This window comes from Cellulosimicrobium sp. NPDC030954 (genome assembly GCF_055571305.1).
Genome location: NZ_JBVIFN010000009.1, coordinates 111,326 through 136,348 on the forward strand (window position 1 = coordinate 111,326; position 25,023 = coordinate 136,348).

Here is a 25,023-nt window from a genome sequence, read left to right on the forward strand (position 1 = left end):
GACATGAGGGCCGTTATCGGGCGGATAACAACCCTCATGTCGTGTTCGGCGGGTGCGGGTGCGGGTGCGGGTGCGGGTGCGGGTGCGGGGAGGGGTGGGAGGGGGTTGCGCGATCGGTGTCGGGCGTGCCAGGCTACAAACAGGTTTGCAGCGCAAAGTAGTTTTCCCACCTCCCGAGAGGGCACCATGACCACGGACCAGGGCGACGACCGCCGCGACGGGACCGCCGAGCCGGGCGAGCCGGCGCTCGACGTCGCCGAGACGCTGCGCCTCATCCGCGAGCAGCAGGACCGCGCGCGCCGGGCGACCGAGCCCGACTCGCGGCTGCTGTTCCTCGCGTGGGGCGTCGCCTGGCTCGTCGGGTACCTGTGCCTGTGGGCGAGCGCGGTCCGCGTCGTCGACGGGACCGCGACCGTCCGCATCACGACCCGCATGGGTCAGGTCGTGGGCGCGCAGCCCGAGCCGTGGGCGTTCTGGGTCTTCTTCAGCCTCATCGCGGCCGCCGTCGCGTTCACGATCGTCCACAGCGTCACGCGCACCGCGGGGACGCGTGGCGTCAGCGCCCGCACCGGGGCCATGTACGGGTGGTCGTGGATGCTCGGCTTCGTCTGCTACGGGTTCGTGCTCGGCGGGCTCGCCCGCGCGGGAGCGTCGGAGGAGGTCATGTCGCTCGCGAGCAACGCGTTCGCGTGCGTCGTCGTTGGCCTGCTGTACCTCGGCGGTGCCGCGGCGTTCGGCGACCGCGGTCTGTTCGTGCTCGGGGTGTGGATCCTGCTCACGGCCGCCGTCGCGACGTTCGCGGGGCTTCCGCTCACCTACCTCGTCATGGCGCTCGCGGGCGGTGGCGGGTTCCTCGTCATGGCCGCGATCGAGCACGTCCTGCGCGTCCGACGGCGGCGCCTCGCCACCCGAGCAGCGCCCGCCGGGGCGTCGGCGGAGGGCGCGGCCGATGCCTGACGCCGAGCTCGACCCCGTCATCCACGCCCCGGCGCGGCTGCGCGTCGTCGCGACGCTCGCCACCCTCCCGACCGGGGACGAGCTGTCCTTCCCCAAGCTGCAGAAGCTCCTCGACATGACCGCCGGGAACCTCTCCACCCACCTGCGCAAGCTCGAGGACGCCGGTTACGTGTCCGTCACCAAGACCCACGAGGGCCGCACCCCGGCCACCTACCTCGCTCTCACCGCCCGCGGCCGTGTCGCCTTCGAGGACTACACGACCGCCCTGAACACCCTCCTGAAGGGAGCCGCAGGATGAGCACCGACCACGCCCCGCGCAGCGGGGCCTCCCGGGCCGCCCGGACCGACCCCGCGGCGTCGGCCACCGACCCCGCTCGACCGGTCGTCGCCGTCGACCACGTCACGCGCCGCTTCGGCACGGTCGTCGCGCTCGACGACGTGTCCCTGAGCGTCGGGGCGGGCGAGCTCGTCGGCCTGCTCGGCCCCAACGGCGCCGGCAAGTCGACGCTGCTGTCCCTGGTCAGCGGGCAGCGCCGGCCCGACGCCGGGACGGTCCGCCTGCTCGGCGGCGACCCGCGCGACGCGCGGAGCCGCGTCGGCCTGGGCCTCACCCCGCAGGAGACGGGCCTGCCCGCGACGCTCAAGGTGCGCGAGGTCGTCGACTTCGTCGCCGGTCACTACCCGGACCCCGTCCCGACCGTGGAGCTGCTCGACCAGTTCGGCCTCACCGAGCTCGCGGGCCGCCAGACGGGCGCGATGTCCGGCGGGCAGAAGCGCCGCCTCGCCGTGGCGCTCTCGCTCGTCGGCCGCCCGCGCGTCGTCCTGCTCGACGAGCCGACGACGGGCCTCGACGTGAGCGCCCGCCAGGCGCTGTGGGACGCGATCCGCGCGTACCACGCCGACGGGGGGACGGTCCTCCTGACCAGCCACTACCTGGAGGAGGTGCAGGCGCTCGCGCAGCGCGTCGTCGTCATCGACCAGGGCGTGGTCAAGGCCGACGACTCGCTCGACGCGATCCTGCGCCGCGTGTCGCTGCGGCGGGTCGTGGTCGGGTCGCCCTCGGACCTCGCCGACCGGCCCGGCGTCGTGCGGTCCGACCGCCTCGGCGACGGCCGCCAGGAGCTCTACACGCCCGACGCCGACGCCCTCGTGCGCGGGCTCGTCACCTCGGGCGTCGACTTCCACGACCTCGAGATCCGGGGCGCGAGCCTCGAGGAGGCGTTCGAGCAGATGGTCGCGCGCGACGCGGCCCCGACCACGGAGGCACGGGCACGATGACCACCACGACCATCCCCGGCGGCGCCACCGCCGCGACCCTCCCCGGGCCGCTGCGCCTCACCTGGCTGCACCTCAAGTACCAGTTCCTCGAGACCGTGCGCGTGCCGGTCGCCGTGCTGGGCAACCTGCTGTTCCCCGCGCTCGCGATGTTCTTCTTCGTCGTGCCGCAGAAGGAGGTCGCGCAGAACCCGGTGGCCGCGACCACGGCCGTCGCGTCGCTCGGCCTGTTCGCGATCTGCTCGGCGAGCCTGTTCACCTACGGGCTCGGCGTCGCGGAGGACCGGCAGCTCCCGTTCGACCCGTTCGTGCGCTCGCTGCCCGCCGGCCCGACGCCGCGCATGGCGGCGCGCGTGCTCAACGGCGGCATCTTCTCGCTGTTCGGGCTCGTGCCGCTCATCCTCATCGGCTGGCTCTTCACCGACGCGAGCGTCACGTGGAGCCAGCTCCTCGCGGGCGTCGGGACGGTGCTGCTCGTGTCCGTGCCGTTCGTGCTGCTCGGCATGGCGATCGGCTACTCGCTGTCCGCGAAGGCGGCGCTGCCGGTGGTCCAGGTGATCCTCTTCCCGCTCGCGTTCGCCGGCGGCCTGTTCCTCCCGCCGTTCCTCTTCCCCCCGTGGCTGGACGCCATCTCCATGGCCACGCCGACGCGCGCGGGTCGCGACCTGCTCGTCCAGGCGCTCACGGGCGAGCCGGCGTACGGTCTCGCGTGGCCCGTGCTTCTCGGCTGGACGGTGGTCTTCGCCGCCCTCGCGGTCGGCGCCTACCGCCGCGACGAGGGCCGCCGCTTCCGCTGACTCCCCCCGGCGCCGAACACGACATGAGGGTCGTTATCCCCGGGATAACGACCCTCAGGTCGTGTTCGGCAGCGGGTGGTGTCGGGCTCGGCGCCCGGCAAGGCCGGGTCGCGTGGGGTGGGCCCTGGGGTCAGGCGGCGCGGCGCAGGCGCAGCGAGTTCCCGACGACGAGCACCGAGCTCGCGGCCATCGCCGCCCCCGCGATCATGGGGTTGAGCAGGCCCGCCGCCGCGAGGGGGATCGCCGCGACGTTGTAGGCGAACGCCCAGAACAGGTTCTGCTGGATGATCCGCAGGGTCCGGCGCGAGAGCCGGATAGCGGTGGCCGCGCTGCGGAGGTCGCCACGCACGAGCGTCAGGTCACTCGCCTCGATCGCGACGTCCGTCCCCGTGCCCATCGCGAGCCCGAGGTCCGCCGTCGCGAGCGCGGCGGCGTCGTTCACGCCGTCCCCGACCATCGCGACGACGCGCCCCTCGCCTCGGAGCCGCGCGACGACGTCGACCTTCTGGTCGGGGAGCACGCGCGCGACCACGTCGGACTCCGCGATCCCGACGGCGCGCGCCGCCTCGCGGGCCGCGCCCTCGCCGTCGCCCGTCAGCAGGTAGGGCCGCAGGCCGAGGTCGCGCAGCTCGCGCACCGCCTCGGCCGACGTCGGCTTCACCGGGTCGCGCAGCACGAGCACCGCGCGCGCCCGGCCGTCCCACGCGACGACGACGGCGCTCGCCCCTGTCGCCTCGGCGGCCGCGAACGCGTCGTCGAGCGCCGGGTCGGGCGACACGCCCTCGCGCGCGAGCCACGACGGCTGCCCGACGAGCACGCGCCGCGCGGTGAGCCCGCCGCCGTCGCCCAGGGAGAGCCCGGAGTGCGCGGTGCGGACGACGGCCTCGACCCCGCCGCCCGGGGCGCTGCGGAAGTCGAACGCCTGCAGCGAGCCGATCACGACGCCGTCGGCCCCCACCGGTGCGTCCCCGCCGCGCGATGCCGGTGCGGCCACGCGGCGCGCGGCCTCGGTGACCGCCCGGGCGATCGGGTGCTCGCTCAGCGCCTCGACCGCACCTGCGTGCCGCAGGGCGTCGCGCGCGTCGTCGACCTCCCGGCGCGACCTGTCAGCGTCTCGTCGCGCCGGAGCGCGACCGTGCGCGGACAACGTTTCCAGCGGCACGCTGCCCGACGGCGTCACGACCGCCTCGAGCGCCATCGCGCCCTGGGTGACGGTCCCCGTCTTGTCGAGCACGACGGTGTCCACGCGCCGCGTCGACTCGAGGATCTCCGGCCCCTTGATGAGCACGCCGAGCTGCGCGCCGCGTCCGGTGCCGACGAGCAGGGCCGTCGGCGTCGCCAGACCCAGCGCGCACGGGCACGCGATGATGAGCACCGCGACGGCGGCGGTGAACGCGAACTGCGTGCCCGCACCGGCGATCAGCCAGCCCACCAGCGTCGCGACCGCGAGCACCAGCACGACCGGCACGAACACCGCGGAGATCCGGTCCGCGAGCCGCTGCACCGGCGCCTTGCCCGTCTGCGCCTGCGTCACGAGCCGTCCGATCTGCGCGAGCGTCGTCTCCTCGCCCACGCGCGTCGCCCGGACCAGCAGCGCACCCGCCGCGTTGACCGTCGCGCCCGTGACGTCGTCGCCCGGGCCCACGTCCACGGGCACCGGCTCACCCGTGAGCAGCGAGGTGTCGACCGCGCTCGACCCCTCCAGCACCACGCCGTCCGTCGCGACCTTCTCGCCCGGCCGCACGACGAACACGTCATCCACCGCGAGGTCCGCGACCGGGACGCGCTCGGTGACCCGTGCGCCGTCGGCACCCGTGCGAGGGGAACCGTCCGACCCGAGGAGCACCCGCTCGGCGTCCTTCGCGCCCAGCTCCAGCAGCGACCGCAGCGCGTCCCCCGCACGGCGCTTGGACCGGTGCTCCGCGTACCGGCCGGCGAGCAGGAACGTCGTGACGACGGCCGCGACCTCGAAGTACAGCTCGGGCGTGCCCATCGCGTCCCGGGACGGGATCAGCGTCGGCTGCATCCGCATCCCCTGCTCGCCCGCGCCGCCGAGCAGGAGCGCCCACAGCGACCACAGCGTCGCCGCGACCACGCCGAGCGAGACCAGCGTGTCCATCGTCGACGCGCCGTGCCGTGCCGCCCGGAACGCCGCCGTGTGGAACGGCCACGCGCCCCACGTGACGACCGGCAGCGCGAGCGCCGCGACGACCCACTGCCAGCCCGTGAACTGCAGCGCCGGGACCATCGACAGCGCGACGACCGGCACGGTGAGCACCGCCGCGACGCGCAGACGCTGCAGCAGCACGGCGCCCCGGTCGGGTCCGGTGGCGACGCGGCTGGAGGTGCTCGGGCCACCGTCCGGAGCCCTCGTTCCTCGGGCACCTCCCGGCTCTCGGTCGCGATCCCCCTGCGTTCCCACGCTCGCCCCGGAGTCTCGCTCGGTCAGACCCGCCACGCCGTTCGCGTCGTCCCGCCGCTCGGTCGCCTCTGCGCCGGCCTCCCCGCGGTCCGCCGAGGTAGAGCCCTGGTCCGCCGGAGGTGAACCGTGGTGCCGTGAGACAGCACCCTCGTCCACGGGGGTGAGATCACGCCGGGTGGTGACGCGGGCGGTGTAGCCGGCCTTCTCGACGGCGGCGACGAGGTCGGCGTCGGTGACGTCGGCGGCGAGGACGACGTGCGCGCTCTCGAGCGGGAGGTTGACGGTGGCGGTGACGCCGTCGACGCGGTTGAGCCGCTTCTCGACGCGCGCGACGCAGGACGCGCACGTCATGCCCCCGATCGCGAGGTCGACCTCGGCGGACGGTCGACCGTCGGCGGCGCCGCCCGGCGGGGTGGCGGTCGTCGGGGTGGGCGTGGGCTGGGCGGTCATGCGGGTGACTCCTCGACGGGTGCTCGGGTGGAGGTCACCGACGGCGGTCCGGGTGGCGGACGTCGCGGCGTGCGGCCCGTGCCGGTGCGGACGGGCGGCGTGGGTGCGCGTCGCGGTGGCGACGGTCGGCCCGTGGGGTGGTGCCCGACGGCGGAGGCGGCCTCGTGCGCGCGAGGCACGCTCCGGCGTCGGGCACCGTGGCGGTGCGACCTGTCAGCGACCGCTCGCGCGATACGGCGACGACCTGCCGACAGGTCACCCGGGGATGGCGCTGTCAGCAGGAGGTCGCGTCGTGCCGCGACCGGGTGCTGACAGGTCGCGCGCGGGTTAGGAGCGGGGCGGGACCTGGAGGTCGTAGGTCTTCGTCACCGGGGCCGCGGCGTCCGTGGACGTGCTCGGGGCGGTGCCGCAGCCGCACGCGCACGCGTGCGCCTCCTGCTTCTCCGCCGCCTGCTCGGCGTACTGGGCGGCCAGCGCGTCCTCCTGGACCTCGAGCGACGCGACCTCGTAGCCGGCCTCGTCCACGGCCTCGCGGAGCGCGGCCTCGTCGAGCGGGGCGTCGGAGAAGACCGTGACCTCGGACGCGCCGCCGACGCGCAGCTCGACGCTCACGTTCTCGACGCCGGCGACGGCCTCGAGGTCCTTGGTGACGTGCGCGACGCAGTTGCCGCAGGTCATGCCGGTGACGGCCAGGGTGGTGACGGTGCTCATGGTGCTCCTCGGTGGTGGGGTGGGTCAGCTGCGGACGAGGCGGGCGATGGCGTCGGCGGCCTCCTTGACCTTGGCCGCGCCCTCCTCCTCGGACTGGCGCGCTGCGTCGACGACGCAGTGGCCGAGGTGGTCCTCGACGAGGCCGATGCTCACGGCCTGCAGCGCCTTCGTGACGGCGGAGACCTGCGTGAGGATGTCGATGCAGTAGACGTCCTCGTCGATCATGCGCGCGATGCCGCGCACCTGGCCCTCGATGCGGCGCATGCGCTTGAGGTACGCCTCCTTGTCGGACGCGTAGCCGTGCGGACCGGTGTGGGCCGCGTGCTCGTGCTCGACGGCCGGGGCCTCGGTGGTGTCGGTCATGCTCTCCTCCTCGTCCAGGGCGCGGTGCCGCGACCGCGGCGGGTCGATCGTCGTCCTATACCCCACCAGGGTAACCGATCCATACCCCCTAAGGGTACGCGCGCCCCGGGCCGTCCGACGACGACGGCCTGACACGTGTCATGCCCGGGCGGTGACGGGTCCACCTCCTGCGGTGAGAGGGCGCACTGTCGACGCGCCGGTGCCGCCGGGAGGCTGGAGGCACACCCCGACGAGAGGCGCACCATGACCGACATCATCACCGGGCTCCAGGAGCTCACCCAGGGTCTTCCGCCCCTGCTGCGCTGGGTCGGGGTCCTGCTCGCCGGCGCGATCCCCTACGTCGAGGCCGAGGGGGCGGCGATCCTCGGGGTCGTCGCCGGGGTGAACCCCGTCGTCGCGATCGTCGCCGCCGTGGTGGGCAACGCGATCGCGCTCGCCCTCGTCGTCTGGCTCATCGGCGCCGCACGGTCGGGCGTCACGCGGGGGCGCACCGCCGAGCGGTCGCCCCAGCGGCAGCGGATGCGGCAGGTGTTCGACCGCTACGGCGTGCCCGGGGTCAGCCTCCTCGGGCCCCTGCTGCTGCCGAGCCACGTGACCGCGGCCGCCATGGTGGGATTCGGGGCGCCGCGGGCCCGCGTCTTCGCCTGGGGGGTCGTCGCGGTCACGGCATGGGCGGTCGTGCTGGGCACGCTCGTGCACCTCGGCGTCAGCGCGGCGGTCGCCTGACGCGGATCCCGGCTCCCGCCCGACGGCGGCCCGCCGGCCGGTCACGGGCCGCGGGTCACGCTGCTGTCACGGCCTCATCACGATTGCGGCGCTCGTCGCGCGAGGCCCCTGACGCACCACATACCCTCCCAAGCATGGGCAGGGGAGCAGGAGCGGGACGGGCGGTCCGCGCGGTGTCGATCGCGCTCGCGCTCGCGGGGGCGAGCGTCGTCGCGGCGCCCCCGGCGAGCGCGTGCGCGTGCGGCGGCCTCGTCGACGGGCCCGCGTACGACACGTCGGTCTCGCAGGAGACGGCCGTGCTCCAGTGGGACGGGACGACCGAGACGATGCTGCTGGAGCTCGACGCGCTGTCGAACGCCCCGGAGGTCGGGCTGCTGCTGCCGACCCCGGCGCCGGCGGAGGTCGCGCTCGCCGACCCGCAGGTCTTCCGCGAGCTCGACGACCTCACCCGGCCGCGCGCCGTCGTCTCCGACTACCGGTGGTGGCCCGAGCTCGGGTTCGGAGCCGTCGGCAGCGACGGCGCCGGCGCGCCGGCAGGGGTCGCGGTGCTCGACGAGGTGCGGCTCGGCCCGCTCGACGTCACGACGCTCGGCGCGACCGACCCCGGCGCGCTCGGGTCGTGGCTCACCGAACGGGGGTTCCAGCTCCCCGAGTCGGTCCAGACCGCTCTCGCGCCCTACGTGAGCGAAGGCTGGTCGTTCGTCGCGGCCCGGCTCGCGCCGGAGGAGGCGGCCGCGTTCGACGGGACCCTGCAGCCCCTGCGCGTCACGTTCGCGAGCGGCTCGCTCGTCTATCCCATGCGCATGTCCGTCGTCGCCGACGACACCCAGAGCACGCGCACCTACGTCCTGGCCGACCACCGGGTCGACCGCACCGACGCGACCGCCGCCGCGCTCGAGCCCACGCTGCGGTTCGCGGGCCGGGTCGACCCGGCGACGGTGGGCTCCGACGAGCTCGCCGCGCTCCTCGCCGCCGGCAGCTTCGTCACGTCGCACGAGCAGGTCTTCCGCGACCCGGGGACCGAGATCGTCTCGGACTTCACCTTCGAGCCGGCCGGGGCCGACGTCGCGTACGCGACGACGTACGCCGTCGTGGCCGACAAGCGGATCGGCCCGTTCTTCGCGGGCCCCGTCCTCGCGTTCACGGCGGTGCTGACGCTGGCCGCCCTCGTGGTCTGGTCGGGCCGACGCCGGCGCGCACCCGCGCCGGCCCTCGCACCGCGGCCCGCGCGGGCCTGACCGTCCGGCCCGAGCGGGCGAAACGCGCGCTTCGCCGCGACACGCGGGATTTCTGGGTGTTCCATGGAGGCGAAGCGGGAGGCGACACAGGCCCCAGTCCGCCGGTGAGCCGGCCCGTCACCTAGCACGGGGAGTGACCATGACGACGCAGGACCCGATCCTCACCGCATTCTCCAGCACCGCGAAGCAGGTCTGGTACTGGCCAGTGCTCCGCGGGGTGCTCGCCATCCTCTTCGGCATCGTCGCCCTGGCGTGGCCGGACAAGACCGCGGCCGTGATCATCTGGGTGATCGGCATCTTCGCGGTCGTCGACGGGATCGTCGAGATCATCGAGGGCATCCGGCGCCGCGGCACCGGCAGCGGCACCGCGTTCCTCGTGACCATGGGCGTTCTCAGCCTGGCCGTCGGCATCGTGCTGCTCGTCTGGCCGGGCAAGACCGCGATCGTCCTCACGTGGATCGTCGGCTTCTGGGCCGTCGTCTACGGCCTGTTCCAGACCGTCGCGAGCCTCGACCTGCGCAAGGTCCCCGGCAGCGGGTGGGGCTGGGGCGTCTTCGCCGGTCTCCTGGGCCTCGTCTTCGGTCTGCTCGTGCTGTTCAACGTCGACGCCGGGCTGGTGTCGATCGTCTGGATCCTCGCGATCTTCGCGATCCTCTGGGGCGTCATGCTCATCGCCTTCGGCATCCAGGTCCGCTCGCTCGGCCGACGAGCCGGCCAGGCCGCGACATACTGACGCGCCCTGTCCCGCGCGCCCCCGCGCGGCCCCGCGCTGCCGAGCACGCGATCCCGCGCCGTCGAACACGACGTCGGTGTCGTTATCCGCCGGATAACGACACCAACGTCGTGTTCGACGCCTGCCCGGGCGGCGCCCGGGGGCGAGAGGGTCAGGGGGTCAGGCTGGGGTTGACTCCGCGGCGGCTCGGGCCGCGGCGGGGAAGGCGTCGAGGATGCGGGAGACGGCGGCGTCGTCGTGGGCGGCGGAGACGAACCACGCCTCGAACACCGACGGCGGGAGGCTCACGCCGGCGTCGAGCATCGCGTGGAAGAACGCGCGGTACCGGAAGGTCTCCTGCGCCTGGGCCTGCGCGTAGTCGCGCACCCCGGCGCTCGCGGCGAGCTCGCCGAAGAACACGGAGAACAGGGACCCCGCGCGCTGCACGCGGTGCGGGACCCCCGCGGCGTCGAGCGCCGCGCCCACGGCCGACGACAGCACGCCCGCGACCTCGTCCACGCGCGCGTACACCGCGTCGTCGGCGAGACGCAGCGTCGCGAGACCCGCCGCGACGGCGACCGGGTTCCCGGACAGCGTGCCCGCCTGGTAGACGGGCCCGAGCGGCGCGAGCCGGTCCATGACCGTCGCCGGACCGCCGACCGCGGCGACGGGCATCCCGCCGCCCACGACCTTGCCGAACGTGAACAGGTCGGGCGTGTACCCGTCGGCGCCCTGGCCGCGCAGGACGGCGTTCTCGAGCCCCCACCACCCGCTCGGCCCGACGCGGAAGCCCGTGAGCACCTCGTCGAGGACCAGCAGCGCACCGTGCGCGGCGGTGATGCGGCGCAGGCCCTCGTTGAAGCCCTCCGCGGGTGGGACGACGCCCATGTTCGCGGGCGACGCCTCCGTGATGACCGCAGCGATCTCCGACCCGCGCTCCGCGAACGCCGCCTCGACCGCGGCGAGGTCGTTGTACGGCAGGACGAGCGTCTCGGCCGCGGTCGCCTCGGTGACCCCGGCCGAGCCGGGCAGGGCGAGCGTCGCGACGCCGGAGCCCGCCTCCGCGAGCAGCGCGTCCACGTGCCCGTGGTAGCAGCCGGCGAACTTCACGACGACGTCGCGCCCGGTCACGCCGCGCGCGAGCCGGATCGCGGTCATCGTCGCCTCGGTGCCGGTCGACACGAGGCGCACGCGCTCCGCGGCGGGCACCCGACGGCGGATCTCCTCCGCGAGCTCGACCTCGCCGAGCGTCGGCGCGCCGAACGACAGCCCGCGGGCCGCCGCCTCCTGGACCGCCGCGACGACGTCGGGCTGCGCGTGCCCCAGCAGCGCGGGGCCCCACGAGCACACGAGGTCGACGTACTCGCGCCCCGCGACGTCGGTGACGTACGGCCCCCGGGCCGAGGCGAGGAACCGCGGGTCGCCGCCCACCGACCCGTAGGCGCGGACCGGCGAGCTCACGCCGCCCGGGAGCACGCCCTGCGCGCGCACGAACGCGGCGTGGTTGTCCGCCCCGCCTGCGCCCGGGGCGCCGAACAGCGCCGCGTTCTCCGCCTGCACGGCCTCCGCCGTCCCGAAGCCTCCGGTGTCCGTCATGCCCGCGTCCTTCCGTCGTTCTCGTCGAGCCAGCCCGCGAGCTCCGTCGCCCAGTAGGTGAGGATCACGTCTGCGCCGGCGCGCTTGATGCCGAGCACCGACTCCGTGATCGCGCCGCGCCGGTCGATCCACCCGTTCGCGGCAGCGGCCTCGATCATCGCGTACTCGCCCGACACCTGGTACGCCGCGACGGGCACCGCCGACATCTCGGCGACCGCCGCGAGCACGTCGAGGTAGGACCCGGCGGGCTTCACCATGACCATGTCCGCGCCCTCGGCGAGGTCGAGGTCGGCCTCGCGGAGGCCCTCCCGGGCGTTGCCCGCGTCCATCTGGTACGTGCGGCGGTCGCCCTGGAGCGCCGAGTCCACGGCCTCGCGGAACGGCCCGTAGAACGCGCTCGCGTACTTCGCGGAGTACGCGAGGATGCCGACGTCGTCGAACCCCGCGGCGTCCAGCGCCTCCCGGATCACGCCGACCTGGCCGTCCATCATGCCCGACGGCGCGACGACGTCCGCGCCCGCCCGCGCCTGCGCGACGGCCATGGAGGCGTAGCGGTCGAGCGTCGCGTCGTTGTCCACGACCACGGACCCGTCGCGGCCGGTGGTGAGCACGCCGCAGTGCCCGTGGTCGGTGAACTCGTCCAGGCACGTGTCGGCCATGACGACCGGCCCGCCGCCGGCGTGCTCGCGCGCCGCCTCGACCGCGACCCGGATGCCGCACTGCAGGATCCCGTCCTCGGCGTCCGCCTGCGTCCCGGTCGCGTCGCGCTCGGCGGGGATGCCGAACAGCATGACGCCGCCGACGCCGGCACGGGCCGCGTCGCGCACGGCGTCCGCGAGCGTCGCCTCCGTGTGCTGCACGACGCCCGGCATCGACGAGATCGGGCGCGGCGCGTCGAGGCCCTCCTTGACGAACAGCGGCAGCACGAGGTCCGACGCGTGCACGCGCGTCTCGGTGACGAGCCGCCGCACGCGCGGGCTCGTGCGCAGGCGGCGCGGCCGGTGGTGCCCGGCAGGCAGGTGTGTCACGAGGGGTCTCCTTGGTCGGTCGCGCCGGTCGCGTCGGTCGCGTCGGGGTCGTCGGGGGCCGGGGGAGCGGCCGGGCCGTCCGACGGGACGGTGGTCAGGGCCGCGTCGACGGCGGCGGCGAGCGCGGCGTCGGTCGGGCGCTCCGCCACGACGTCGAGCCGCAGCCCGACGGCGCGCGCCGCCCGGGCGGTCGGGTCGCCGATCGCGACGCCCGCCACGTCCTCGCGCGGGCCGAGCTGCCGCGCGACCTCGCGTACGACGCTCCCCGACGTCAGCACGACGGCGTCCACCTCGCCCCCGCGCCACGCCGCCACGACCTCCGGCGCGAGCACGTGCGTCACGGTGCGGTAGACGGTGACGACGTGCGGGACGTACCCGAGGTCGTGCAGGCCGTCGTGCATCGTCGGCGCCGCGAGGTCTCCCTGCGGGAGCAGCACCAGGCCTCTACCTCGCGAGGTAGAGCCCTGGGCAGGCGAGGTAGAGCCCTGGTCGGCCGAGGTAGAGGTTTGGTCTGCCGGGGTAGAGGCGTGGTCGGTCGAGGCGAGGGACGCGAAGGAGGCGACGAGGCCGCGGGCCGAGTTCTCCGACGGCTCGAGGTCGACCTGGACGCCGACGGCTTCGAGGGCGCGGCGGGTCGCGGGGCCGACGGCGGCCCACCGGGACCGGCGGGCGGCGTCGGCCAGGTCGAGGCCCTGGCGGGCGACGGACGCCCGGAGCTCGTCGATCGCGTTGACGCTCGTCACGACGACCCAGGCGAAGTCGCCGTGCGCGAGGCGAGCGACGGCGCCGTCCACGGGGGCGGTGTCCTCGACCCGGGCGCGCTCGATCGCGGGGCTGACGAGGACGCGCGCACCGGCGTCGCGGAGCGTCCCCGCGAGCCCGGCGGCGCGCTCGGGCGCGCGCGGGACGAGGACCGTCCGTCCGGCGAGCGGTGCGCCCGTGGCGTGCGGGACCGTCGCCGGTCCGGCGGTCTCGGTGCCGCCGCGCGGGGTCGGCCGCTCCGGCGGGGTCGGCTGCGGGGTCCGCTCCGGCGGGGGCGGGACGACGGGCGCGGGGCCGCGCGACGGGTCGCGCAGGGGGCCCGGGCTCATTCCGCCTCGCCGCGGTAGCCGCCGTCGCGGAGCTGCTCGCGCGCGGTCTCGACGGCGCGGTCGGGCGACGGGACGGCGTCGGCGTCCGTGGCCTGTCGCGTCGTCGCCTGGGCCGTCCCGGTCACGGTCCCGGAGTCGGACCCAGCCCTGGCTCCGGGCCCGGAGCCGGTCTCGCGGAGCGGGGCGAGGCGGGCGGCGCCGTCGGCGAGGAGCGCGTCGGCGACGCGGACGCCCAGCGCGCGGGCGGCGTCGTCCCGCGCGTCCGGGGACGACGCGCCGACCGGCACGGTGGTGCGGCCCGAGTGCGTGAGCTGCTCGGCGCCGTCGACCCGGGCGACGACGGCGGTCAGCACGACCTCGCCGTCCTCCACCACGGCGTGCGCACCGACCGGGGCCGCGCAGCCGGCCTCGAGGCGCGCGAGCAGCGAGCGCTCGGCGAGCACGGCGAGGCGCGTCGGCTCGTGGTCGAGGTCGTGCAGCGCGCGGGCGAGCACGGGGTCGTCGAGCGACGCCGTGCGCACCTCCACCGCGAGCGCGCCCTGCCCGGCGGCGGGCGCCATGATCGCGGTGTCGACGACCTCGGACACCGCGTCGAGCCGGCCGAGCCGCGCGAGCCCCGCGTAGGCGAGCACGACGGCGTCGAGGTCGGCGTCGGGGCCGAGCGCCCGGGCGAGGCGCGTGTCGACGTTGCCGCGGATGTCGACGACGTCGAGGTCCGGCCGCACGGAGCGGAGCTGCGCGGCGCGGCGTGGCGACCCGGTGCCGACGCGCGCGCCGCGCGGGAGCGTCGTGATGGTGAGGCCGTCGCGGGCGCACAGGACGTCGCGCGGGTTCTCGCGCTCCGGCGTGACCACGGTCAGCCGGGGGGCGGGCTCGGTCGGGAGGTCCTTGAGGGAGTGGACGGCGACGTCGCAGCGCCCGTCGAGCAGCGCCTCGCGCAGCGCGGTGACGAACACGCCGGTGCCGCCCATCTGGGCGAGCGAGCCGGTGAGGACGTCGCCGTCGGTGCGGACGCGGACGAGCTCGACGTCGCGGCCGGTCAGCTCCTCGAGGCGGCGGGCGACGTGGCCGGACTGGGTGGTGGCGAGGGCGCTGCCGCGCGTGCCCACGCGGAGGGGAGGGGTACCTGCAGGGCTCACGGTCCCAGTCTCTCCCCACTTCGGCATTCCACGGAAATGCGCACGTCACGGTGCTGGGAATGCGCGCGGGAGTGACGTGGTCCTGACGCGGGGTCAGGAACTTCCGGACACGATGTCAGGACAATTCGCGAGCGCATTTGACGCCGCATTTCTCGGGATTCCGGTAAGGATTGCCTCAGTCGAGGACGGCGAGGCCCCGGGCGCATTCCTGGGCGTGCCCGACGATCGCCGCGAGGCCCGTGCCGGCGATCCAGCCACCCGTCACGCCGAGCCCGGGGACGGCGTCGACCCGGGCGACGAACGCCGCCACCTCGCGCCGGAACGCGGGGGTGGGCGGGGGCAGCGCGCCGTTCCAGCGCGTCACGACGTGCCCGAGCACACGGCCGTGCAGGTCCACGCCGAACAGCCGCGAGGCGTCGGCGACGACGCGGTCGAGGTCGGGCTCCGTCGTCGCGCCGATGCGTCCGTAGCTGAGCCGCACCACGTGGTGGCCCGGTCCGACGGCGGCGCGCACGCGCTCGCGCAGCCACGGCCACTTCGCCGTCGAGTGCGTCAGGGCCTTCGCCTCGACGTCCGACGGCGGTGCGGCCCGCCCGGCGTCGCGGTGCGGTGGCGCGACGAGCAGGCCGGTGCCGCGCGGCGCGTCGTCGAGCTCGGGCGCGCGCAGCAGGAGCGTCACGAGCCGGACGTCCGCGCCGGGCTCCGGGTCCGGCAGCAGGTCGGCGGCGGTGCCCACGAGCGGGCCGAGCGCGTCCACGAGCGCCGGGGTCGTCACGACGAGGCGCGGCGCCGCGAGCTCGACCGGCCCGTCCGGCGACTGCGCCCGCACGACCCAGGTGCCGGGGCGGGGGGTCGGACCCGCGTCGGGACGGCTCGCGTCCCGGCGGACGACGTCCGTGACCTCGTGGCGCACGCGGACGTCGGTCCCGACGGCGAGCTCCTCGACCAGCCGGTGCATGCCGCCGTCGATCCCGCGCACGGCCGAGCCGGCCGGGGCGAGCGCGCGCAGCGACGCGACGGCGCGCGCGAGCGAGCCCTCGCGCTCGAACGCCTCGCGCAGCCCCGGCGCGACGGCGGCGACGTCCAGCCGGTCGAGCGGGGCCGAGTGCACCCCGGCCGCGACGGGCGCGACGAGCCGCTCCGTGACGCGCGTCCCCATGCGCGAGCGCGCGAACGTCTCGAGCGTGCGCAGGTCGGTGAGGCGGCGGGGCAGGACGCGGTCGAGGCTCGCGCGCAGCGCCCCGCCGACGCCGACCGCGCGGCGGACGTCGCGGGACCACGGGTGGGCGGGGATCCCGAGCACGCCCGCGCGGGGCAGCGGGTAGGCGCGGCCCGCGGCGTAGCCCCAGGCGCCGTCCCCCGACGGCTCGACGACGTCGAGACCGAGCGCGGCGACCAGGTCGCCGACGGCCGTGCCGCGGGCCGCGAAGGACTCGGCGCCGAGGTCGACGCGGACACCGTCGAGGCCGGGCAGGTCGCCGCCGCGGACCGGCCCGCCGGGGACGTCCGCGGCCTCGAGCACGGCGACGCGCAACCCCCGCTCGCGCAGGGTCCGGGCCGCGGTGAGGCCCGCGACCCCCGCGCCGACGACGATCGCGTCCACCCCCTCGGGGACGGCCCCGGGGGAGGTGCGGGACGTCGTCGGCTCGGTGCTCACCGTCGGGTCGCCTCCTCGTGCGCGTCGTCCTGTCCCGTCCAGTCTGCGCCGAGCGCGTGGACCAGGCCGACGACACGCGTGAGGACGTCCGGGTCGGTGTCCGGCGGCACGCCGTGCCCGAGGTTCACCACGTGCCCCGGCGCGGTGCGCCCGCGCCGCACGACGTCGCGCACGTGCGCCTCGAGCACGTCCCACGGCGCGGCGAGCAGGGCGGGGTCGACGTTGCCCTGGACGGGCACCGGGCGGTGACCCGCGGCGAGGAGGCGCGCGGCGTCGTCGAGCGGCGTGCGGTAGTCGACGCCCACGGCGACGTCGCCCACCCCGGCGGCCGTGACGGCGTCGCGCATCGCGGGGAGCAGGTGCTCCGTGCCGGTGCCGAAGTGCACGACCGGCACGCCGAGGTCGGCGACGTGCGTGAGTGCGCGCGTGCTCGCCGGGGCGGCGCCCGCCGCGTAGTCCGCGCGCGAGAGCGAGCCCGCCCACGAGTCGAAGAGCTGGGCCGCGCTCGCGCCCGCCTGCACCTGGGCGCGCAGGAACGTGCCGGTGAGGTCGGCGGCCCAGTCGACGAGGCGCTGCCACGTCTCCGGGTCGCCGCGCAGCAGGGCGCGCGCGGCGAGGTGGTCGCGCGACGGCCGGCCCTCGACGAGGTAGGCCGCGAGCGTGAAAGGCGCCCCGGCGAACCCGATGAGGGGGGTCGTGCCGAGCGCGTCGACGGTCAGCGCGACGGCCTCCCGGATCGGGGTGAGCGACTCCTCGGTGAGCTCGGTCTCCACGAGGCGCGCGACGTCGTCGGGCGTGCGGTACGCCTGGCCCATGACCGGGCCGACGCCCGGCGCGATGTCGACCTCGACGCCCGCGAGGCGCAGCGGCACGACGATGTCCGAGAAGAAGATGCCGGCGTCCACGCCGTGCCGGCGCACGGGCTGCAGCGTGATCTCCGACGCGAGGTCGGGGCGCAGGCACGAGTCGAGCATGCTGACGCCCTCGCGGGCCGCGCGGTACTCGGGCAGCGAGCGGCCCGCCTGGCGCATGAACCACACCGGTGTGATTTCCGGGCGATTTCCCGTCGTGCCCGCGCGCAGGGCCTGCACGAGCGGCGAACGGTCCGTGCGGCCGTCGGTCAGGGGATGGCCCGGGGAAAGGGCGACAGGAATCACAGCTACCGATTCTGCCCCGCCCCCGGCGGAATGATTAAATCGGAGGCACTGTGGCTCTTCTCTCCCTCACGGCCAGCCACCACGAGCTCGACCTCGACGCCCTGGAACGACTCTCCACCGGGGCCCACTCGATCGGCGGCTCCGCGGTCGCGGCGTGCGACGTGATCACCGGTGCCGTCGTCCTCGCGACGTGCAACCGGTTCGAGCTGTACCTCGACGTGGACGCGCCCCTCCACGGGGCCGGCGTGCAGCACGCGACCGAGCACGTCGCGCGGATGGTCGCCGACGCCTCGGGCGTCGCGCCGGACGAGGCGCTCGCGTCGTTCCGCACGCGGGCAGGGACCGAGGTCGCCGAGCACCTGTTCGCGGTCGCGTCGGGCCTGGACTCGATGGTCGTGGGCGAGCGCGAGATCGCCGGCCAGGTGAAGCGCGCCCTGGAGACCGCGCACGCGGACGGCGTGACCTCCTCGACGCTCGAGCTGCTGTTCCAGACGGCGTCGCGCACGTCCAAGAAGGTCAGCACGTCCACGACGCTCGGCGGCGCGGGCCGCTCCGTCGTCGCGCTGGGCCTCGACCTCGCGGCGGCCGAGCTGCCGCCGTGGCACCAGGTGCGGGCCGTGCTCATCGGGACGGGGTCGTACGCGGGCGCGAGCCTCGCGGCGCTGCGCGCGCTCGGGTGCGACGACGTGCGCGTCTACTCGCAGTCCGGCCGCGCCGAGGAGTTCGCCGCCGCGCGCGGCGTGGAGGCCGTGACGGACCTCGTCGCGGCGCTGGAGGACGCGGACCTCGTCGTGTCGTGCAGCGGCGCGCGCGGGCGGGTGCCGGCCGACGACGTCGCGCGGCCGGGACGGGCCGCCGACCGCCGCGAGCAGGCCATCGAGCACGTGCTCGACGCCGCCGCGGTGGTGCGGGCGCGCGAGCGCGCCGCCGTCCGGGCCGGGGACGAGCCGCTGACCCGCCCGACCGTCGTGCTGGACCTCGCGCTGCACCGCGACGTCGACCCGCGCGTCGCGGACGTCGAGGGCGTGCTGCTCTACGACCTCGCGACGCTCGCGGCACACTCGCCGTCGATCGCGTCGGAGCTCGTCGCGCAGGCCCGCGCGATCGTGGACGACGCGACGCGCGCGTTCGAGGAGACGAGGCTCGGCCGCGCGGCGGACACGGCGGTCGTCGCGCTGCTCGCCGACGCGGAGCGGCGCATCGCGCTCGAGGTGGCCGACGTCGTCGCGCTGCGCGAGGCGGACGGCGACCCGGTCGAGCAGGAGGAGGCCGACGAGATTGCGTGCGACGTGCGCCGTCGTGTCCACGCCGACCTGCACCGCGCGATCGTCGAGGCCCGCGCGGAGGCCGTCGCGGCCGCCCAGGCGGAGGAGCGCGCCGTCGTCGCGGACGCGCAGGCGCTGCTCGACGCCGGCGCGCCGGCCTCGGAGACCTTCCCCCACCACGCGCCCGATCCAGGCTCGGCCAGCTCGGCGGGCACGCCGGACCAGCTCGGGTTCAGGAACGTCCCGGCCGCTGCGGGATCTCCGACCACGACGACGTCGAGCAGGGGACCTGCCCGCGCCTGACGAGAGAGCTCGTCAAGAGCTCGGAACCACACTGTGCGATCCCGTCCTCGATCACTGGCTCCAGCACCGTCCCGTGTTCTGCGAGCGTGCGCTGTCGTCGTGATGCTCGGTACGGTCCTGACCCTGCTGGCAGTGCCGTCCGGCGCCGTGTCCTGGACCGGCCCGGGCCGAGTCGGTCGCCTTGGCGCGTGCGGAGCGGCGCGTGGTGGTCGCCGACGACGAGAGCCTGGTCGGGGGCGTGACCTCCGAGACCTGACCGGGTGAGATGGTGACCGGATACCGGGCGAAGGCTTCCGGCGCGCGCCCGAGGCGCTACGCTCCCCGCGAAGGCGGGGGGCGGTCCCCGCCGGGACGAAGCAGGTCACGAGCGGCACGACCGCCCGAGTCGACGGAGAGCACGATGGGATTCATCAAGGCCTTTGCCGGTGCGCTGGGCGGCACGCTCGCGGACCAGTGGAAGGACTTCCTCACCCCGCCGAGCGGCCTCGCGCCGACGGCGGCGCTGTTCCCTGCGGTCGCGCAGGGTCAGAACGCGGGTCGCGGGTCCAACACCAAGGGCTCCTCGAACATCATCACCAACGGGAGCCGGTTCGTGGTCCCCGAGGGGTACGCGCTGCTCACGTTCCAGGACGGTGCGCTCACGGGCCTCGTGGCCGAGCCGGGCGGATACGTCTTCACCTCGACGGACCAGAACTCGCAGTCGATCTTCGCCGGTGACGGGATCCTCAGCCCGCTCGTCACGACGACCTGGGAGCGCTTCAAGTTCGGCGGCCAGCCGGGCTCGCAGCAGCTCGGGTTCTACGTGAACCTCAAGGAGCTGCCGAACAACCGGTTCGGGACGCAGTCGGAGATCTACTGGAACGACGCGTACCTCGGCGCGCAGGTCGGCGCCGTGACGCGCGGGACCTACTCGATGCGGATCGTGGACCCGATCCTCTTCGTCAAGCAGTTCGTGCCGCTCACCTACCTGAGCGCCGACGCCCGGGTCTTCGACTTCTCCGACCTCGAGAACGACGCCGCGAGCCAGCTCTTCACCGAGGTGGTCGGCTCGCTCGCCGCCGCGTTCTCGAGCTACACGAACGACCCGGACAAGGGCAACCGCATCACGCGGATCCAGAGCGACTCCGTCGGCTTCGCGCAGTCCCTCGCGGGCGCGGTCGAGGAGGGGTACCAGTGGATCTCGCAGCGCGGCCTCATGATCGTCAAGGTCGCGCTCGCCGCGATCGAGTACGACGAGGACACGCGCGCCCTGCTCAGCGACGTCAAGAAGGCCGACGCGCTCGCCGGCGCCCGCGGGAACTCGTTCCTCCAGCAGGCCGCCGCACGCGGCATCCAGGCCGCCGGGGAGAACCCGGGCGGTGCTGGGGGCGGCGCCAACCTCGCCTTCCTCGGCATGGGGATGAACGCCGCGGGCGGTGCCATGGCCGGGCTGCAGCAGCCGGTCCAGCAGGTCGCGCCGCAGGCCCCTGCGGCCGCGCCTGCCGAGGACCCGGTCGCGAAGCTCACGCAGCTCAAGGCGATGCTCGACCAGGGCCTCATCACGGACGCCGACTACGAGGCCGCCAAGGCCAAGGTCCTCGGGCTCTGAGGTCCCCACGATGACCAGCCACCCCACCGGGCCGGTACCGGACGGTGTCCCCCTCCCCGGATCCGGCCCCGCAGTACCCGCCGACGGCGGCCCGAGCGTCGTCCGCACCGACACGGGCGCCAAGGACGGGCTCGTCCGCTGCTCGCGCTGCGGGGCTACCGACGTCTCCTACGACGTCGCGCGCGGCACCCTGACGTGCGTGTTCTGCCGGTTCACGTGGTCGGGCACGGAGACGCTCGCCGACCTCGGCCTCGACGGCAACATCGGGGCGCTGCAGGGCATGGTGATCGGCTCGGGCAGCGCGGACATCGTGCCTGACGTCGACGAGGTCCTCACGTTCCGCTGCGGCGGGTGCGGCGCGGACGTGGTCATCGACACGGCGCACGGCACGCAGGCCCGGTGCCACTGGTGCCGCAGCGTGCTGTCGATGAACCAGCAGGTCGCGAACGGTGCGGTGCCCGACGTGCTGCTGCCCTTCAGCGTCCCGAAGGAGCACGCGGTCGGGCACATCCGGGACTTCGTGCGCCGGCGCCGCTTCTACGCCCACCCCCGGTTCCGTGAGGAGTTCGCCCCGGAGACGGTCGTCGGCGTGTACATGCCGTACCTCGTCACCGACCTCAACACCTCGGCGCGGCTCGCGGGGCAGGGCGAGCACCTCGTCCGCAAGTACACGGTGACCGTCCGCAACAGCGACGGCGAGTCGACGCAGGAGACCCGCTACGACTTCGACGTGTTCGACGTGGTGCGCGAGTTCACCCTGCACGTGGACGACCTCACGGTCGAGTCCTCCGCCGACCGCCGCGACCACGAGAACGAGGACCGCACGAACAACGTCATCAACACGATCCTGCCGTTCGACGTCGAGAACGCGGTCCGCTACGACTCCCGCTACCTCTCCGGCTTCACCGCAGAGAAGCGGGACACGGACATCGCGGAGGTCCGCGACCTCGCGCTGAACCAGACGCGGGACATCGCGCGGCTGCGCGCGCGGGAGATGATCGAGTTCTACGACCGCGGCGTGCGCTGGGACGACCAGAGGCTCGACGTCGTGGGCGAGCGCTGGGTGGCCGCCTACCTGCCGGTCTGGCTGTACTCCTACCACGAGAAGGACGACAAGGGCCGCTCCCTGCTCCACTACGTCGCCGTCAACGGGCGTACGGGGGAGACGATGGGCTCGGTCCCGATCAACCACCGGCGGCTCTTCGCCGTGTCCTGCCTCGTCGAGCTGGTCGCCGCGGTGTCCGCGCTCGCCTTCTGGATCGGAACCTGATGCTGGCCCTCTCCTCCGAGCTGATCCTCCTCGCGGCCGAGTCGTCGGGCGACGACACCGGCGCCAAGGTGTTCTTCACCTGCGTGCTGCTGTTCGCCGGCCCGGTCTTCTACGGCCTCATGGCTGCGCGGTACCGCAACGCCGAGAAGCGGCACGACCACCGCCGCGACACCAAGTCCGTCGCGTTCGACGTCCGCGCGCAGGACACGCACGTGCGGCGGGTCATCGGGAGCTCGAGCAGCAAGATGTCGGGCGCGAACCACAGGTCGTGACCACCGAGGACACTCCGGGCGACGTGCGCCGCTAGGCTCGGCGGGTGAGCACCACGACGCGCCTCGGCGTCCTCGACATCGGCTCGAACACCGTGCACCTCGCGGTCGTGGACGCCGCGTACACGGCACGGCCCGTCCAGACGGCGGGGGCGCGTACGGTCGTGCGCATCATGCGCTACCTCCAGCCCGACGGGTCGTTGTCGCCCGACGGCGTGGCCGCGATGCTCGCCGCGGTCGACGACGCGATGGTGCTCGCCCGGGAGTCTGCGGTCGACGAGATGCTGCCCATGGCGACGTCCGCCCTGCGCGACGCGACGAACGGCCCCGAGGTGCTCGCCGCGATCGGCGAGCGCGTCGGCCAGCCGGTGCGCGTGCTGTCCGGGGAGGACGAGTCGCGCCTGACGTTCCTCGCCGCGCGCCGGTGGCACGGCTGGGCGGCGGGGCGTCTCCTCGTCCTCGACATCGGTGGCGGGTCGCTCGAGATCGCGTCCGGCGTCGACGAGGAGCCCGACCTCGCGGCGTCCCTCCCGCTCGGTGCGGGCCGCACGACGATGGCGTTCCTGCCCGACGACCCGCCCGCCCCCGAGCACGTCGAGGCGCTGCGCGAGCACGTGCGTGCGACGCTCGCTCCCACCGTCGCGGCGTTCCAGGCCCTCCCTGCGCCGGACCACGTCGTCGCGACGTCCAAGACGTTCCGCTCGCTCGCGCGTCTCACCGGCATGCAGGTCGAGTCCGTCGGTCCCGACGACCGGTGGCGCATGCGGCGCGCACAGCTCGCCGACTGGGTGCCGCGCCTCGCGCGCATCACGGCGGAGGGCCGCACCGCGCTGCCCGGCATCACGCCCGAGCGCACGTTCCAGATCGTCGCCGGCGGCGTCGTCGCCGTCGAGACGATGCGCGCGCTCGACGTCGACGAGGTCGAGATCTGCCCCTGGGCCCTGCGTGAGGGTGCGATCCTGCACCGCCTCGACCACTTCTGACCGCGACGACCGGCGCGACCGCGCGGTCCGGGAGCGGCAGCGTCGCGGCCAGGAACGGCTCGGTGCCCAGCCCGCGACGAGACGTGGTCGACGGGAGCTCGACGCGTCAGCGGCGCGTGACCGTCCCCGGGAACGCCGCGACGTCGTCGTTCGCGTAGTCGCCGTCGGCGCCCTGGTTGATGTCGGAGATCAGCTGGACCAGCTCGAGGTCGCTGCGGGGGCCGCGGGCCAGGTTGAACGCGATCTGCTCGGAGCTGAGCGGCTTGCCGTCCGAGTCCGTGGTGAAGGCCTGGCCCGGGGGCGGCCCGACGGACTCGTAGTTCTTGACGGTGTCGATCGAGGTCGACCGGAACTGGTCCATCTGGTCCTGCGTCAGCGAGATGGTCACGGTGTCGCCGGGGCGGATCGTCTGGGGGGAGTCGATGCCGGAGAACTCGCGCATGTTCAGGTACTGGGCCGACATGTCGTCGGCCGTGATGTCGTACGAGTACGTGCGCGCCGAGAGGTCCTCGTTGCCCGAGGCGTCGAACGCCTGCGACATGCGGAAGTCGCCGCGGTCGCCGTACGTCGCGGTGAGGAGCTGCTCCGTGCTGCCGTCGGGGTTGGTCGTCGCGACGAGCGACCCCGTGTTCTGGCCGATCTCCCACTCCGCGCCCCCGACGGGCGTGTCGAAGCCGACGGTCGACGTCGAGTCGAACTCGACGCGCTCGATCTTCGTGGTGCCGGAGATGCCGGTCGACGGGTCCGCCGGGATCTCGCCGGTGACGAGGTACGTGTCGTACGCGGCCTGGCCCTGCGGCGTCGACAGGTCGAACTCGGCGCTGCGCAGCGACGCGCCGTCGAGGGACGTCGTGTTGCCGAGCATGACCTTCACGGCGTCGAAGTCGAGGCCGAACCCCGCGTGGTTCGCGACGGCCTCGGTGGGGCCCGCGGTCACGCGCACCGTGTCGTCGCCCGTGCGCTCGATGAGGCTCGTGACGCCGCTCGCGTCCTTGACGGAGGACTCGACCGCGATGTGGCGGAACGCCGCGTTGAGCTCGGTCTCCGAGTAGCTGCCGCCGTCCATCGTGACCGACGAGCCCACTGGCATGCTCCGGGGGTCGAACGGGTTGATGCTCCCGGGGTCGGTGACGCCCGCGCCGTCGGGCACCTTGACCGTGTACTCGGACGTGACGCCGGTCGTGTACCCGCCGCTGACGCCCGTGCCGCCCTTGTCCACGCCGCCCTCGACGCCGATCGACACGTCGGACTTCGACGTGTACGTGGTGAAGCCGTCCTCCGACTTCTCGCCGACCGTGTACTCCGCGCCGCCGTTGACGCCGAACGAGATCTTCGACCCGTTCGTCGTCTTCATCCAGTCGGAGAGCGAGCCGCTGCCCGAGTACGTGGTCTCGCCGCTCTCCGGGTCGTGGGTCACGCCGAACCCGACCTTCGCGTCGGTGCCCTCGGTCGCCGGGTTGCCCAGGCTCCCGTTGTCGGTGCCGGACTCGTGGTCCCCCTTCACGGTGACCTTGGGGCCGCCCGGGCTGTCGTCGCCCGAGGCGCCGCCCCCGCCACCGCCGGGCCCGCCGCCGGAGCCCGGGCCGCCCCCGGAGCCGGGCCCGCCGCCTGGCCCGCCACCCGGACCGCCGCTGCCGCCCGTACCGTCGGAGCTCGCGCTCTCCTGCTGGTCGGCGTTCTTGCGGACCTTGTCCGCGGCGTCCCGGAGGGTCGCGGTCGCGGCGGCCAGCGCGGGGCCCAGCTCGGCGGACCAGCGGCCGCGGAGCTCGTCGCCGTCCGGGCCGGCCCAGCGCGCACCGCTCACGGTCGAGTCCAGCGTGCTGCGCGTCGTGGTGAGCGCCTCGGACGCCGTCGTGAGGCTCTGCGCGAGCGCGCGCAGCTCGCCGATGTCGGCACCGTAGAACCCCATGGTCGTCCCTCTGTCGCTGCGGATCGTGCCTCCGGAGCGTACGCGGGCGGGCGCCTCGGCGTCTCGCCCGGCTCATGGTGCGAGGTCCCCATGGGGCTGCACGGCTCTGCGCGGCGA

22 protein-coding genes are annotated in these 25,023 nt (G+C 74.8%); 12 read left to right on the forward strand and 10 right to left on the reverse strand.

All coding sequences use genetic code 11. From position 1 onward, the window contains the following. The first annotated feature begins 186 nt into the window (after positions 1-186). The 4 genes from ACZ402_RS16555 to ACZ402_RS16570 are packed head-to-tail and all read left to right on the forward strand — an operon-like array spanning position 187 to position 3,029. Positions 187-957 carry a hypothetical protein gene (locus ACZ402_RS16555; protein WP_375824017.1) on the forward strand — a complete coding sequence of 257 codons (771 nt, stop codon included), beginning with the start codon at positions 187-189 and terminating at the stop codon, positions 955-957. Next, positions 950-1,255: a transcriptional regulator gene (locus ACZ402_RS16560; protein WP_375824016.1), complete on the forward strand. Its 306-nt coding sequence runs from the start codon at positions 950-952 to the stop codon at positions 1,253-1,255. The genes ACZ402_RS16555 and ACZ402_RS16560 overlap by 8 nt, the downstream gene beginning before the upstream one ends. After that, complete coding sequence (locus tag ACZ402_RS16565; RefSeq protein WP_375824014.1) at positions 1,252-2,235, forward strand: ABC transporter ATP-binding protein; 984 nt, start codon at positions 1,252-1,254, stop codon at positions 2,233-2,235. The genes ACZ402_RS16560 and ACZ402_RS16565 overlap by 4 nt, the downstream gene beginning before the upstream one ends. Then, on the forward strand, positions 2,232-3,029 hold the full coding sequence (locus ACZ402_RS16570) for an ABC transporter permease (protein ID WP_375824013.1): 798 nt from the start codon (positions 2,232-2,234) through the stop codon (positions 3,027-3,029). The genes ACZ402_RS16565 and ACZ402_RS16570 overlap by 4 nt, the downstream gene beginning before the upstream one ends. A gap of 130 nt (positions 3,030-3,159) precedes the next feature. Here ACZ402_RS16570 and ACZ402_RS16575 read toward each other — a convergent pair whose 3' ends face one another. From ACZ402_RS16575 to ACZ402_RS16585, 3 genes are all read right to left on the reverse strand, one after another. Continuing rightward, positions 3,160-5,901 (reverse strand): heavy metal translocating P-type ATPase, encoded by a 2,742-nt coding sequence (locus ACZ402_RS16575; RefSeq protein ID WP_375824012.1) that lies wholly within the window; start codon positions 5,899-5,901, stop codon positions 3,160-3,162. Positions 5,902-6,228: 327 nt separating this feature from the next. Further along, complete coding sequence (locus tag ACZ402_RS16580; protein WP_375824011.1) at positions 6,229-6,612, reverse strand: heavy-metal-associated domain-containing protein; 384 nt, start codon at positions 6,610-6,612, stop codon at positions 6,229-6,231. A gap of 24 nt (positions 6,613-6,636) precedes the next feature. Beyond that, positions 6,637-6,975, reverse strand: coding sequence for a metal-sensitive transcriptional regulator (locus tag ACZ402_RS16585; protein WP_375824010.1), 339 nt, complete (start codon positions 6,973-6,975; stop codon positions 6,637-6,639). A 243-nt stretch (positions 6,976-7,218) separates the two neighbouring features. Between ACZ402_RS16585 and ACZ402_RS16590 the strand changes: the two genes are divergently transcribed. The 3 genes from ACZ402_RS16590 to ACZ402_RS16600 all read left to right on the forward strand — a co-directional run bounded on the left by ACZ402_RS16590 (position 7,219) and on the right by ACZ402_RS16600 (position 9,672). Beyond that, complete coding sequence (locus ACZ402_RS16590) at positions 7,219-7,701, forward strand: hypothetical protein (RefSeq protein WP_375824009.1); 483 nt, start codon at positions 7,219-7,221, stop codon at positions 7,699-7,701. A 134-nt stretch (positions 7,702-7,835) separates the two neighbouring features. Then, positions 7,836-8,939 (forward strand): DUF2330 domain-containing protein, encoded by a 1,104-nt coding sequence (locus ACZ402_RS16595; protein ID WP_375824008.1) that lies wholly within the window; start codon positions 7,836-7,838, stop codon positions 8,937-8,939. Positions 8,940-9,078: 139 nt separating this feature from the next. Next, positions 9,079-9,672 (forward strand): HdeD family acid-resistance protein, encoded by a 594-nt coding sequence (locus ACZ402_RS16600; protein ID WP_375824007.1) that lies wholly within the window; start codon positions 9,079-9,081, stop codon positions 9,670-9,672. 159 nt (positions 9,673-9,831) lie between these two features. Here ACZ402_RS16600 and hemL read toward each other — a convergent pair whose 3' ends face one another. From hemL to hemE, 6 genes are all read right to left on the reverse strand, one after another. After that, entirely contained in the window at positions 9,832-11,247 is a 1,416-nt protein-coding gene (hemL, locus tag ACZ402_RS16605; RefSeq protein ID WP_375824006.1) for a glutamate-1-semialdehyde 2,1-aminomutase, read from the reverse strand. Beyond that, positions 11,244-12,275: a porphobilinogen synthase gene (hemB, locus tag ACZ402_RS16610; RefSeq protein WP_375824005.1), complete on the reverse strand. Its 1,032-nt coding sequence runs from the start codon at positions 12,273-12,275 to the stop codon at positions 11,244-11,246. The genes hemL and hemB overlap by 4 nt, the downstream gene beginning before the upstream one ends. Continuing rightward, on the reverse strand, positions 12,272-13,366 hold the full coding sequence (locus ACZ402_RS16615) for a uroporphyrinogen-III synthase (protein WP_375824004.1): 1,095 nt from the start codon (positions 13,364-13,366) through the stop codon (positions 12,272-12,274). Before ACZ402_RS16615 ends, hemB begins: the two co-directional genes overlap by 4 nt. Further along, the gene (hemC, locus tag ACZ402_RS16620) at positions 13,363-14,532 is read right to left on the reverse strand and encodes a hydroxymethylbilane synthase (RefSeq protein WP_375824003.1); all 1,170 of its coding nucleotides are present in this window, start codon (positions 14,530-14,532) and stop codon (positions 13,363-13,365) included. The genes ACZ402_RS16615 and hemC overlap by 4 nt, the downstream gene beginning before the upstream one ends. 148 nt (positions 14,533-14,680) lie before the next feature. Next, complete coding sequence (locus tag ACZ402_RS16625; RefSeq protein ID WP_375824002.1) at positions 14,681-16,162, reverse strand: protoporphyrinogen/coproporphyrinogen oxidase; 1,482 nt, start codon at positions 16,160-16,162, stop codon at positions 14,681-14,683. Next, positions 16,159-17,193 carry a uroporphyrinogen decarboxylase gene (gene hemE / locus ACZ402_RS16630; protein ID WP_375824133.1) on the reverse strand — a complete coding sequence of 345 codons (1,035 nt, stop codon included), beginning with the start codon at positions 17,191-17,193 and terminating at the stop codon, positions 16,159-16,161. The genes ACZ402_RS16625 and hemE overlap by 4 nt, the downstream gene beginning before the upstream one ends. 176 nt (positions 17,194-17,369) lie before the next feature. Between hemE and ACZ402_RS16635 the strand changes: the two genes are divergently transcribed. The 5 genes from ACZ402_RS16635 (at position 17,370) to ACZ402_RS16655 (ending at position 22,997) form a co-directional block, all read left to right on the forward strand. Continuing rightward, positions 17,370-18,887 carry a glutamyl-tRNA reductase gene (locus ACZ402_RS16635; protein WP_375824001.1) on the forward strand — a complete coding sequence of 506 codons (1,518 nt, stop codon included), beginning with the start codon at positions 17,370-17,372 and terminating at the stop codon, positions 18,885-18,887. 400 nt (positions 18,888-19,287) lie between these two features. Beyond that, positions 19,288-20,475, forward strand: coding sequence for an SHOCT domain-containing protein (locus tag ACZ402_RS16640; RefSeq protein ID WP_375824000.1), 1,188 nt, complete (start codon positions 19,288-19,290; stop codon positions 20,473-20,475). A gap of 10 nt (positions 20,476-20,485) precedes the next feature. Next, complete coding sequence (locus ACZ402_RS16645) at positions 20,486-21,745, forward strand: TFIIB-type zinc ribbon-containing protein (RefSeq protein ID WP_375823999.1); 1,260 nt, start codon at positions 20,486-20,488, stop codon at positions 21,743-21,745. Next, positions 21,745-22,017, forward strand: a complete 273-nt coding sequence (locus tag ACZ402_RS16650) for a hypothetical protein (protein WP_375823998.1) — start codon at positions 21,745-21,747, stop codon at positions 22,015-22,017. The genes ACZ402_RS16645 and ACZ402_RS16650 overlap by 1 nt, the downstream gene beginning before the upstream one ends. 44 nt (positions 22,018-22,061) lie before the next feature. Beyond that, positions 22,062-22,997: a Ppx/GppA family phosphatase gene (locus ACZ402_RS16655; protein WP_375823997.1), complete on the forward strand. Its 936-nt coding sequence runs from the start codon at positions 22,062-22,064 to the stop codon at positions 22,995-22,997. A gap of 106 nt (positions 22,998-23,103) precedes the next feature. Here ACZ402_RS16655 and ACZ402_RS16660 read toward each other — a convergent pair whose 3' ends face one another. Next, positions 23,104-24,906, reverse strand: a complete 1,803-nt coding sequence (locus ACZ402_RS16660; protein ID WP_375823995.1) for a hypothetical protein — start codon at positions 24,904-24,906, stop codon at positions 23,104-23,106. Between the last annotated feature and the right edge of the window lie 117 nt (positions 24,907-25,023).